Source organism: Massilia sp. GER05, assembly GCF_052056005.1.
Taxonomy (GTDB): domain Bacteria; phylum Pseudomonadota; class Gammaproteobacteria; order Burkholderiales; family Burkholderiaceae_D; genus Telluria; species Telluria orientalis.
Map to the genome: position 1 here is coordinate 3,909,671 of NZ_CP178858.1, position 11,850 is coordinate 3,921,520.

Annotated in this window: 10 protein-coding genes; 8 read left to right on the forward strand and 2 right to left on the reverse strand. The window is 68.9% G+C overall.

Annotated features, from left to right (window positions below):
* Positions 1-16: 16 nt before the first annotated feature.
* From ACL58G_RS17445 to ACL58G_RS17460, 4 genes are read left to right on the forward strand one after another with little or no spacing between them, the layout of a single operon-like run.
* Positions 17-157 carry a hypothetical protein gene (locus tag ACL58G_RS17445; RefSeq protein ID WP_440968052.1) on the forward strand — a complete coding sequence of 47 codons (141 nt, stop codon included), beginning with the start codon at positions 17-19 and terminating at the stop codon, positions 155-157.
* Positions 120-1,136 carry a PilW family protein gene (locus ACL58G_RS17450; protein ID WP_440962601.1) on the forward strand — a complete coding sequence of 339 codons (1,017 nt, stop codon included), beginning with the start codon at positions 120-122 and terminating at the stop codon, positions 1,134-1,136. Before ACL58G_RS17445 ends, ACL58G_RS17450 begins: the two co-directional genes overlap by 38 nt.
* Positions 1,133-1,720: a pilus assembly PilX family protein gene (locus ACL58G_RS17455; RefSeq protein WP_440962602.1), complete on the forward strand. Its 588-nt coding sequence runs from the start codon at positions 1,133-1,135 to the stop codon at positions 1,718-1,720. Before ACL58G_RS17450 ends, ACL58G_RS17455 begins: the two co-directional genes overlap by 4 nt.
* Before the next feature lie 9 nt (positions 1,721-1,729).
* Positions 1,730-6,385, forward strand: coding sequence for a pilus assembly protein (locus ACL58G_RS17460; RefSeq protein WP_440962603.1), 4,656 nt, complete (start codon positions 1,730-1,732; stop codon positions 6,383-6,385).
* Between the two features lie 6 nt (positions 6,386-6,391).
* Here ACL58G_RS17460 and ACL58G_RS17465 read toward each other — a convergent pair whose 3' ends face one another.
* The gene (locus ACL58G_RS17465) at positions 6,392-7,411 is read right to left on the reverse strand and encodes a DUF3108 domain-containing protein (RefSeq protein WP_440962604.1); all 1,020 of its coding nucleotides are present in this window, start codon (positions 7,409-7,411) and stop codon (positions 6,392-6,394) included.
* Positions 7,412-7,444: 33 nt separating this feature from the next.
* Positions 7,445-7,804, reverse strand: coding sequence for a MarR family transcriptional regulator (locus ACL58G_RS17470; protein WP_075791842.1), 360 nt, complete (start codon positions 7,802-7,804; stop codon positions 7,445-7,447).
* Between the two features lie 51 nt (positions 7,805-7,855).
* Here ACL58G_RS17470 and ACL58G_RS17475 point away from each other — a divergent pair, with 51 nt between their 5' ends.
* The 4 genes from ACL58G_RS17475 to ACL58G_RS17490 all read left to right on the forward strand — a co-directional run bounded on the left by ACL58G_RS17475 (position 7,856) and on the right by ACL58G_RS17490 (position 11,747).
* Complete coding sequence (locus ACL58G_RS17475) at positions 7,856-8,464, forward strand: hypothetical protein (protein WP_413345036.1); 609 nt, start codon at positions 7,856-7,858, stop codon at positions 8,462-8,464.
* A 138-nt stretch (positions 8,465-8,602) separates the two neighbouring features.
* Complete coding sequence (locus ACL58G_RS17480) at positions 8,603-9,652, forward strand: NAD(P)-dependent alcohol dehydrogenase (protein ID WP_440962605.1); 1,050 nt, start codon at positions 8,603-8,605, stop codon at positions 9,650-9,652.
* A complete protein-coding gene (locus tag ACL58G_RS17485; protein WP_440962606.1) occupies positions 9,652-10,836 on the forward strand; it encodes an MFS transporter in 1,185 nt (394 codons plus the stop codon). Before ACL58G_RS17480 ends, ACL58G_RS17485 begins: the two co-directional genes overlap by 1 nt.
* Positions 10,837-10,856: 20 nt before the next feature.
* Entirely contained in the window at positions 10,857-11,747 is an 891-nt protein-coding gene (locus ACL58G_RS17490) for a LysR family transcriptional regulator (protein WP_413385732.1), read from the forward strand.
* Positions 11,748-11,850 lie beyond the last annotated feature (103 nt).

Consider the following 11,850-nt stretch of genomic DNA (forward strand, 5'->3'; position numbering starts at 1 on the left):
CTCGCTCGTCGAGCTGATGGTCAGCGTGGCCATCGGCCTGCTGGCACTTCTGTTTGCGCTGCGCATGGTGGGGGGCGCCGAACAGAACGCGCCGCACCGCGCTGGGGGGCTCGGACGAAATGCAGAACGGGATGGTCGCGCTGTTCTCGCTCGCTAACGACGCGGGTAATGCCGGTTATGGCCTCAACGATCCCATCATCGCCGGCTGCAACACGCAGTTCAGCGACACGGCGGGATACGAGCTGGCGCCCGCGCCGCGCGGCACGGCGACCGTGACGCCGCTTGCGCCCGTCGTGATCGAGTCGCACGGTGCGGACGCGGACCGGATCTCGTTCTATGCCGGCACGTCGGTCGGCGGCACGCCCACGCTGCGTCTGACCAGCGACGCGGCAGCCGGCGCCACGCAGCTCGACGTGGACCGCATCGTGTACGGTTTCAGCCAGGGCGACGTGCTCGTCGTCGCGCCCGAGCAGCCGGGTGCCGACTGCCGTCTCGTCCAGCGTTCCGACAACGACCAGACGGCCACGCGCGTCCTGCTGGCGTCCGGCGGCGGCATGCGCTTCAACGACAATACGTCGACGGCCACGTTCAAGGGCTACGCCGCGCGCGTGTTCGACCTCGGCCCGGCCGGGAACCTGGCGTTTCGCTCGTGGTCAGTGGCGGACGGCTACCTGCAGCTGCAGGCGGCGGCGCCAGTGGACGCGGCGGGGCAGCCGTCGACCGTGGCCGAGGACATCGTCTCCATCAAGGCCCAGTACGGCATCGACACCCGCACGGGGAGCGCGTTCCTGCCGCAGAACGGCCTGCAGGTGAACCGCTGGACGGCCACGATGATCGATGCGGACGGTTCGGGCACGGTGGGCGACGCGGGCGACTGGCAACACATCGCCGCCGTGCGCCTGGCCGTCGTCGCGCGCAGCAAGGCCGTCGAGCACCCTGCCGCCGGCGCGGCCTGCACGACCACGACGGCGCAACCGGTCGTATTCTCGAGCGCCGCGCCTGCCGGCGTGGCCGGCGTGCCCATCACGGTGAACGTCGCCGTGACCGGCGATCCGCTCGACTGGCGCTGCTACCGCTACCGCGTGTTCGAGACCGTGGCCACGCTGCGCAATGCGGGATGGAGGCCGAATCCATGAGAACGCGGCCGAACCTGCGGGCCCAGGGCATGGCGCTGCCTGTCGTGCTGATCATCCTCGCCGTGATGCTGCTGGGGAGCGTGTACCTGCTCCGCTCCGTCAACTCCACCGCGCTCACGACCGGCAATCTCGCCTACGACACCACCCTGAGCCGCGAAGCCGACCTGGGCTTGCACACGGCGTTTGCCTGGCTGAGCCAGACCGCGCAGACCAACAAGGCGGCGCTGAACCAGGACGACGCGGCCAGCGGCTACGTGGCCACGTGGGACGCCGCCAGCCAGACGCGCGACGCCGCATTCTGGAACGGCAGCCGCACCATCACCGGCGACGACGGCACGAGCATCGAATACGTGATCCACCGCCTGTGCGCGTCGGCCGGCGCGTACAGCGGCACGAACCGCTGCATGCAGACGGCCGCCAATACGGCGACGGCGGGCAGCACGGTGGCGATGGGCGACAGCCTGGCCTCCGACGCGCCGTCGTATGCGGGTACGCCCCAGCTGCATTACGTGATCACGGCACGCATCACCGGCGGCCGCGGAGCCAACGTGACCAACCAGATGATCGTCCTGATCGGCGCCTGACCTACCAACATGAATAAACTCCTCGTCATCCTGGGCTTCGTTGCCCTGACGCTGGCCGGCACCGCCGGCGCGGCCGTGACCAGCATTGCCCAGCTTCCGCTCCTCAACGTCGACGGCACCGGTAACGTCAAGCCGAACCTGATGCTGCTGTACGATAACTCGGGCTCGATGGCGAGCGCCTTCACGCCGGACTATATCGACGACAGCACGACGTGCCGCTCGCGCGCGCTGATGACGGGCGGGACCCGCGGCTGCACGGTCGGGCACCCGCCATTCAACAGCGCGGACTTCAACCGCCAGTACTACGACCCGAAGGTGCGCTACACTCCGCCGGTGCGGGCGGACGGCACCTCGTACACATCGATGACGCGCAGCGCAACCAGCGACTGGACGTCCGTGACGACGGACGGCTTCGGCGTGAACCGGCGCGACCTGCTGGGGAACAGCGCCGCCAGCACGAACCTCGCGACCGGATTCCCCGACCTGCGCTGGTGCGACTCGAACAGTGCCAATTGCGTCTACAACTCGGCCACGTACACGTATCCGAACGATGTGCGCTATACCGCGAAGGCGTACACGACCAACCCCTACTACTATACGATCAACGTTGCCGAGTACTGCACGACCGCCGCGCTGACGACGTGCGTGACGACCGCAGTGGGCGCACCGGCACCCAACGGTTATCCGTTCCCTGCCAGGGTGCGCTGGTGCGACAGCACCACGCTCACCAACTGCCAGGCGAAATACGTCGGCAACTTCAAATACCCGCGTTTCTCGAATCCGAACGGCGGCGTGGTCGCCGCGTATGGCACGATCACGATCGGCACGTCGGCCTCGAACGGTGCCATCACGATCAATGGCGTGTCGGTCGCCGAGTCGGGGGGCAACGTCGTCATCTCGAACAACGCGGTCACTGCCGCGTCGGGCACGAATACGATCGGCAAGCAGCAGACGGTAGCGACCGCGCTCGCCGCGTCGATCATCGCGAAGACGGGGTTGACGAACCAGTACCTCGCCTGCGTGCGCACGCCGGCGTCGGGCTACAGCGTGCCGGCCTGCTCGACCTACGGCATCACGCTCGGCACCGACAACGTCGTGGCCGTGATCCCGATCGACTGCGCCAGCGGCACGAGCGGCAAATCCATGGGCGTCTGCTCGGTCCTGACGGACAGCAGCCGTTCCGGCTGGGCCATCACGGTGGACGCGCCGGCGGCCATCGTCCAGGCTGCGCAGCCGGCAACGGCCCTCATCACGGTGTCCGGCACGGCCAGCAATAGCAAGAATGCCAGCGGCCGCACCGTGCTTGCCGGCGGTACGAAGCTGGGCAGCAAGACCATCATCGCATCCGACATGACGTTCGGCAGAGGAGCGAGCAATACTGCGGTCGCTTCGGCCATCGCGGCCGCGATCGGCACGCAGGGCACCGTCACGGCTTACGCGGGCGGAAACGCCGTCACGACGGCCTGCGCGGGCAAGGGCGCCGCCACGGTCTGCGTGGCCGACACGGGCGCCAGCGCGGGCGGTGCCGCGATCACGATGGGGGCGCTCACCAACAACGGCGGCAACATCAGCTTCGCGCTGACGCCGGCGTCGGCACCCGTGCCCGCCGTGTACGACACGATGCCGGTAACGACGACACCGCTGGGCAGCGGGGCCGCCGTATTCGTGCGCACGGACATCGTGCCCACCGTGACGAGCTACCCGAAGGCGGCCGGCCGCACCGACTGCGCCGGCGACACCTGCACGTACGACGAGGAGATGACGAACTTCGCCAACTGGTATGCCTACTACAAGACGCGCAACCAGATGATGAAAACCGCCGTCGGTCTCGCGTTCCAGGCGTTGACGTCGAACTACAACGTCGGCATCGTCGCGCTGTCCGCCGCCGCGGCCGAGGGCACGATGACGGCGCCCCAGCAATTCACGGGCGACGCGCGCACGACCTGGTACTCGACCCTGTACGCGATGGACGGCAGCCAGTCGACGCCGCTGCGCCCCGCGCTGCACGCGATCGGCAAGATGTACGCCAACCTGAGTCCCTACGTGGCCGCGGCCGGATCGGAAGTGGTGCAGTACCCGTGCCAGCAGAACTTCACGTTCATCACGACCGACGGATACTGGAACGGCGGGGCCGCGTCCACGGTCGTCAACAACGACAACGTCGAAAGCGCGGCGCGCTTCTGCACGCGCGGCACCGGCTGCTACGATCCGAGCGCCCAGAGCTACAACACGCTGGCCGACGTCGCGCTGTACTGGTACAACGGCGGTTCGAACACGGTATCGTCGTCGCTGCGCTCGGCGCTGGAAGACTGGACGAAACCGGGTCTCGTACCCGCGCAGGCGGGAGAAAACAGCCGCCTGCACATGAATACCTATGCGCTCGGCCTGGGCGTGGACGGCGTCATGAACTACGAGCCGAAGTACGATTCGGCGCCGGTGCCGGGCGGCGATTTCTACAACCTGATTACCGGCGCGGCGACCGGCTGCCCGTGGAACGGCAACGGCGCGTACGTCTGGCCGGATCCGAAGACGAGCGATTCCAGCGGCTCGGCCGCCTACCAGTCGCGCGTGGACGACCTGTGGCATGCCGCCATCAATGGCCACGGCCACTATTTCAGCGCGTCCGATCCGACCCAGGTCGTCCAGGGCCTGTCCTCGGCGCTGTCGGCGATCCAGGTGCGCATCGGGGCGGCGTCGGCGGCCGCGACGTCCACGCCGAACATCTCGCAGCAGGACAACGACATCTTCTCGTCCACGTTCACGACCGTGCGCTGGTACGGCGAACTGTCGGACCGCAAGATCGATCCGATTACCGGCGCGGTCTCGACGACGGCCGCGTGGACGTCGTCGGACACGGTCGGCCGCCTCGTCGGAGACAGCAGCGACTCGCGCACGATCTGGATGCAGGATACGGTGAACGGCGGCCTCAAGTCGTTCACGTACGCGAACCTGACGGCGACCGAGAAAGCGTGGTTCGACAACAAGTGCGCGGCGCTGGCCCAGTGCGCCAGCCTGTCGGCGACCGACCGCGCCACCGTCAACGCCGGCGCCAGCATCGTCGACTGGCTGCGCGGGCAGCAGCAGTACGCGGACGGGACGGTCCTGCGCGCGTACTCGCGCACCGACCACAACCCGCCCGGCCTGACGACGACGATCCCGATCGTGCTGGGCGACATCGCTTCTTCGAAACCGGCCTACCTGCGCGATCCGCGCAAGGGCTATTCCATCGCGGGCTATGCCGATTACAAGGCCGCCAACGCGACGCGCTCCCCGACCGTGTTCGTGGCCGCGAACGATGGGATGCTGCACGCCTTCGATGCGGCGTTTGGCTCCGAACTGTGGGCCTACGCGCCGCGCATCACGATGAAGAAGCTGTACCTGCAGGCCGGCACGACCTACGGCACCAACCACCAGTTCACGACGGACGGCGCGCCCGAGGTGGCCGACGTCAAGATCGACGGCACCTGGCGCGCCGTGCTGGTGGCCGGCCTGAACGCGGGCGGCCGCGGCTACTACGCGCTGGACGTCACCGATCCCGCGCATCCGCGTGCCTTGTGGGAATTATGCGCCGATCCCGCGGTGTGCAGCGGTACCGCATATGACGCCGACATCGGTCTCACCTTCGGCAACCCGCAGTTCGGCACGTGGAAGGACAGCGGCGGGACCGAGCACTGGGCCGTATTCCTCACGTCCGGCTACAACAACGTTCCCGGCACCGACGGCGTAAACGGCGGCAACGGCGCGGGCTACCTGTACGTGGTCGACGTCGCCACGGGCCAGGTACTGAACAAGGCCAGTACGGCCAACGGCGACACGACCACGCCTTCCGGCTTTGCCCGCATCACGGCCATTACCGCGAACCCGCTGACGGATCCGCTCGTGACCTATGTGTACGGGGGCGACAACCAGGGCAGGATGTACCGCTTCGACTACACCGCCGGCGGCGCGCCCGTGGTCGTGCAGATGGCGGATGCGGGCAGCACGCAGCCCGTGACGACGCGGCCGGAAATCACGCAATGCCGGGCGAACGGCACGGATGCGCAGGGCAACGCGACGACGGCCGTGCGCACGATGGTCGTGTACGGGACCGGGCGGTTGCTGGACCTGCCGGACATCGCGAATACCGACACGCAGAGCGTCTACGTGCTGAAGGACACCGGTGCGGGCATTCCGGCCGTGGACTGGCGCACGGCCGCGAAGATGGCCCGGATGCGCCTGTCGAAAAGCACGACCGGCGGCGGCGACACATACGCCATCAGTGGCACGACCGTCAACTGGGGGACCCAGGCGGGCTGGTACATGGACCTGGACCAGAACAGCGGCGAGCGCGTCAACCTGGACCCGAAAGTCGTTTCCGGCACGCTCAACGTGGTGGCCAACATGCCGACGTCGTCGTCCGCCTGTTCGGTCGGCGGTACGAGCAATCTGTACCAGCTCGACGTCTGCACGGCGCAGCCGTTGCTGGTCGATTCCAGCAACCAGCCCATCGTGGGCCGCGCCCTGTCGAACACGTCGGCGGCCGTCGGCTTCATCATCGTGCGGCTGCCGAACGGCGCGCTGAAGCTGATCGCGACGACTGCGGACGGCAAGAACACGCCGTTCGATCTGCCGGCCGCCACGGCGCAAGCCGCACGCAAGGCCGGCTGGCGGCGTGTGCGCGACTGAGCCGCGTTACGGCAGCGCGGGGGCGGAGTCCAGCGCCGACAGCGTTTGCGTGTTGCTTCCGCCCGCATCTTCCACGCGCAGGCGCACGGGCAGCCAGTTTCGCTCCGGCGCGAGCCAGATGTCCAGCCGTGCCATGCCGGGAGCGGCCAGTTCCGCGAGATGCCAGGCCGCGAGCGTACCGATGCCAGTCGCGACATCTTCCCGGCCCAGCACCTTGAACCGCGCGATGCGCAGGTCGCGCGCGCCGGCCACGACGACGTCGAGCGTGTCGCGGACCTGGTCCGGTTCCGCAAGGCCGATGCCGGCGAGCTGCATCAGCACCGATGCGCGGTCCTGGATACCGACGTTGTCCGGACTTTCGGCGCCGGTTGCGCGGAACAGCACGCGGTGGCCGTCCGCATCGAATTCCGTCAGCAGTGGACCGGCGTCGCCGTCCTCGCGCGCAAGCCGCGGCGCGATGCCGGCGTCGCCGCTCGCGCCCTCGCTGTGCAGGCGTCCAAGGACGCCGTCCATGTCGAGTACATAACGGTCGCCATCCGTGCGCCAGGTCAGGCGCGCCGGGCCGGCCGGCGCCGGGACGCCGCCCGCCGGCTGGCGCACGAGGTCGTAGGTGAGCTGGACCGGGGCGGGCAGGCGGACGCGGTAACGGCCCGGCATCTGCAGCAGCGGCGGCCCGACGTCGGACGGCGCGGTGGATACCGTGCCCGGCGCATCGGGGGCTGGACGTTGCGCGTCGGCGGGTGGTGGCACGGGCGTGGCTGCCGACCGCTGCGCGGGTCGCGGGCGTGCCGGTGCTGCGACGGCTGCCGGTGCCGCCGGGGACGGGGAAGTCGGCGCGGCCGGGACGGGGACCGGAGCAGGCGGCGCGAGCCTTACGCTGAGTCTGCTTTCAGCCGCCGCCGGCGTGGCCGGGAACGCTCCGCGACCGCGCGCGGCGAGCAACTGCAGCAGTGCGAGGTGCGCTGCCGCGGAACACACGCACAGGACCAGCAAACGCCGGTGCCGGGACAGGAAGGCAAGCGTCATGCCGCTAGTGTAGCAGTGCGCTGGTGGCCTTCCTCAACCCGTCTTCTCGACAGCCTTGACCATGCACTTCGACAGCTTGTCGAAGTGCGCCAGCGCCGCCTGCGTGAGCGTCACCTGCTTGCGCCTCGTGTCCTCGGTGTCGGTCAGCATGATCCAGCCCTTCTCGCGCATCGACGTCAGGCGGCTGTGGACGGTGGCCGGCGCACCGAGTTCCTTCTTGGCCATCATGTCGCGCACGCACAGGCGTTCGCCGTCCTGCATGGCGCGCGCGACGGTGCCGAGGATGCGTTCTTCCAGCGGGTCGAGCGAGGGCAGGGACGGCAGCCCGCGCAAGGCTTCCGCGAGTTGCAGAAAGCGCAGATAGATGTCGGCGGGACGGGTCGATTTGCTCATGCGCAGATTATAATGCGATAGCCACGCGAACTCCATCACCTACAAACCCTCATGTCATCCCCTTTAACTCCTGGTAACCACGCTGGACCGGGCGTATCCGACCGCGCCCGCGTCGCCTGCGCGAGCGTCGTCGGCTCGGTGGTGTTCTATCTGCTGCTGGCGCGGTTGCAGGACTGGGTGTTCCCCAACGTCGAGTTCATGCGCGGGGTCGGCTGGATCTACCTGCCGGCGGGCGCACGGCTGCTGTGTCCGTTGCTGCTGGGCTTGCCCGGCGCCGTCGGCGTCCTGGTGGGGTCGTGGTGCGAATGCTTCTTCCACCTGTATCCGGACGATCCCGTGCGCTCCTTCGCCGGCGGCATCAGCTCGGCGCTCGCGCCCTACCTGGTGTACCTGTTCGCGCTGCGGGTGCTGGGCATGCAGGCGTCGCTGGCCAACCTGACGTCGCGCCGCCTGCTGCTGCTCGTGCCGCTATTCGGCGTGGCCAGCCCGCTGATGCACCACCTGTGGTTCTGGATGCATGGCGACCACGTCGACCTGGCGCAGGGCTTCGCCGTCATGGCGGCCGGCGACATGCTGGGCGCGCTGGTGGTCCTGTACGCGCTGAAGGGCATGCTGGGGCTGCTGCCGGCGCCGGCACCCCGCCGGGAAGATCTTTCATGACGCGGCGGACATGATTCCGCTGCGGATTCATGAATCCCATTCATAAGGTCAAGCAATCCCCGCCGGTCCCGCGCGGCAGGTTTGCCGTTACCATCGTCGTCCCGCGATGCAAACGACAAGCTTACGAAAGGATCATCCATGACCGTCAAGGCCTATGGCGCCCATGCCGCCGACAAACCGCTCGAATCCCTGGACATCGCCCGCCGCGCGCCGGGTCCGCACGACGTGCAGATCGAGATCGCCTATTGCGGCGTGTGCCACTCCGACCTGCACACGGTGAAGGCCGAGTGGGCCGGCACCCTGTATCCGTGCGTGCCGGGCCACGAGATCGTCGGCAGGGTCTCCGCCGTCGGCGCCCACGTGAAGGATTTCCGGGAAGGTGACCTGGTGGGCGTCGGCTGCATGGTCGACAGTTGCCGGCACTGCGCGGACTGCGAGGACGGCCTCGAAAACTATTGCGACGGCATGGTCGGCACGTACAACGGCCCGACCGCGGACGCACCCGGCCACACGCTGGGCGGCTATTCCGAGCGCATCGTCGTGCACGAGCGCTACGTGCTGCGCGTGCGCCACCCCGAAGCGCAGCTCGCCGCGGTCGCGCCGCTGCTGTGCGCCGGCATCACGACGTACTCGCCGCTGCGCCACTGGAACGCGGGCCCGGGCAAGACCGTGGGCGTCGTCGGCATCGGCGGCCTGGGCCACATGGGCATCAAGCTGGCCCGCGCGATGGGCGCGCACGTCGTCGCCTTCACGACGTCCGAATCGAAGCGCGCGGATGCCGCGGCGCTGGGCGCGCACGAGGTGGTCGTGTCGCGCGATGCCGATGCGATGGCCGCGCGGGCGAACAGCCTGGACCTGATCGTCGACACGGTCGCCGCGCCGCACGACCTGGACGCCTGCCTGAACCTCCTGAAACGCGACGGCACGATGGTGCTGGTCGGCGCGCCCGCGACGCCGCACCCGTCGCCGCAGGTGTTCAACCTGATCATGAAGCGCCGCGCGCTGGCCGGCTCGATGATCGGCGGGATCGCGGAAACGCAGGAGATGCTGGACTTCTGCGCGCAGCACGGCATCGTCGCGGACATCGAGATGATCCGCGCCGACGAGATCAACGCCGCGTACGAACGCATGCTCAAGGGCGACGTGAAGTACCGCTTCGTGATCGACAACGCGACGCTGGCCGCCTGATGCAGCCACAAGTCTCAGCGCTCCCGAACGGCGTCGCGCAGGACGCGCAAGCCGCATGGGGCGCCGTGTTCGCGCTGGCCCTGGCCGCGTTCGCGCTCGTCGCGTCCGAGTTCATGCCGGTCAGCCTGCTCAGTCCCATCGCGTCGGACCTGCGCATCAGCGAAGGCCAGGCGGGGCAGGCGATAGGCGTGTCCGGCGCGTTCGCCCTCGTGACGAGCCTGTGCGTGGCGCGCCTGGCCGGACGCCTCGACCGCAAGGTGCTGCTGCTCGGCGTCACGCTGATGATGATCGTGTCCGGCACCATCGCCGCGTTCGCGCCGAACTACGCCGTGTTCATGGCGGGGCGGGCGTGCATCGGCGTGGCGATCGGCGGATTCTGGTCGATGTCGGCGGCGACCGCGATGCGGCTCGTGCCGGACCACCTCGTGCCGCGCGCGCTGGCCATCGTCAACGGCGGCAACGCGCTGGCGACCGTGGTCGCGGCGCCCGCCGGCAGCTTCCTCGGCGCGCTGGTCGGCTGGCGCGGCGCGTTCTTCGCGATCGTGCCTGTCGCGGCGCTGGCATTCGCGTGGAAGTTCGTGAGCCTGCCGGCCTTGCCCGCGGCATCGGACGCGACATCCGGCAGCGTGTTCGCGCTGCTGAAGCGCCCGGCCGTCGCGTACGGCATGGCGGGCGTCAGCCTGTTCTTCATGGGGCAGTTCGCGCTGTTCACGTATCTGCGGCCGTTCCTCGAAACGGTCACGCACGTGAGCGCGACGACGCTGACCGGCATGCTGCTGGCGATCGGCATCGCGGGCTTCATCGGCACGACGTGCATCGGCGCGGTCCTCGACAACCACCTGTACCGCACGCTGGCCGTCATCCTGCTCGTGATGGCCGTGCTGGCCGGCGCGCTGGTGGCATTCGGCGGGTCGACGCCCATCGTCGCGATGCTGCTTGCCGTGTGGGGCCTCGTCGCGACGGCGGCACCGGTAGGCTGGTGGACGTGGCTCGCGCGCACCTTGCCGGACGACGCGGAGGCGGGCGGGGGCCTGATCGTGGCCGTCGTCCAGCTGGCGCTCGGCCTCGGCGCCACGTTGGGCGGCGTGCTGTTCGACGCCTGGGGCTTCCGCGCGACGTTCGGGTTGGCCGCGCTGCTGCTCGTCATCGCCGCGGCGCTGGCCCGCAAGGCCGCGCGCGCCTGATTCAAGCTTAGAATCACGGCATGGCACGCGATAATCTCAGCGACATCCTCGTCTTCCTCGCGGTCGCGCGCGAACGCAGTTTTACGCGCGCGGCGGTCAAGCTCGGCATGACGCAGTCCGCGCTCAGCCACACGATCCGCGCGCTGGAAGCGAGACTGGGCGTGCGGCTGCTGACGCGCACGACGCGCAGCGTGTCGCCCACCGAGGCCGGCGAACGGCTGTTGCAGAACGTGGCGCCGCGGCTGGAAGAGATCGACGCGGAGATCGCCGCCGTCAGCGAGCTCGGTGACCGGCCCGCCGGCACCGTCCGCATCACGGCCACGGACCACGTCATCGACAACGTGCTGTGGCCGCGCCTGGCCGCCGTGCTGCCGCAGTACCCGGACATCCACCTGGAGATCAGTTCCGAATACCGCATGGTGGACGTGGCGGCCGAACGCTACGACATCGGCGTGCGCTGGGGCGACCAGGTCGAGAAGGACATGATCGCCGTGCGCCTCACGCCCGACACGCAGACGATGATCGTCGGCGCACCCGAGTACTTCGCGCACCGTCCCGTGCCCGCGTCCATCGACGACCTCATGAAGCACGAATGCATCCGCCTGCGCCTCGCCGGCGGCGGCGTCTACGCGTGGGAGATGCTCGATCGCGGCGCAGCCGTCGACGTGCGCGTGCGCGGACGCTACACGTTCAACGGCGTGTACCAGATGCTGAACGCGGCGCTGTCCGGCTGCGGCCTCGCCTACATGACCGAAGACGTGGCGGTACCGCACCTGCGGGCCGGCCGCCTCGTCAGCGTGATGGCGGACTCCTGCCCCAAATTCCCAGGCCTGCATGCGTACTATCCGAGCCGCCGCCACGCGTCGCGCGCACTGGCCGTCGTGCTCGATGCGATCCGCCACAAAGGCTGATTTCTGCCGGGATTTTTCGTGCGTACCATATCTCCGAAGAGGCCGGCGCACGGTTGAAGCGAATACCTGAACGGATGGCCAGGATGTTCTAGAATGGGTCGCC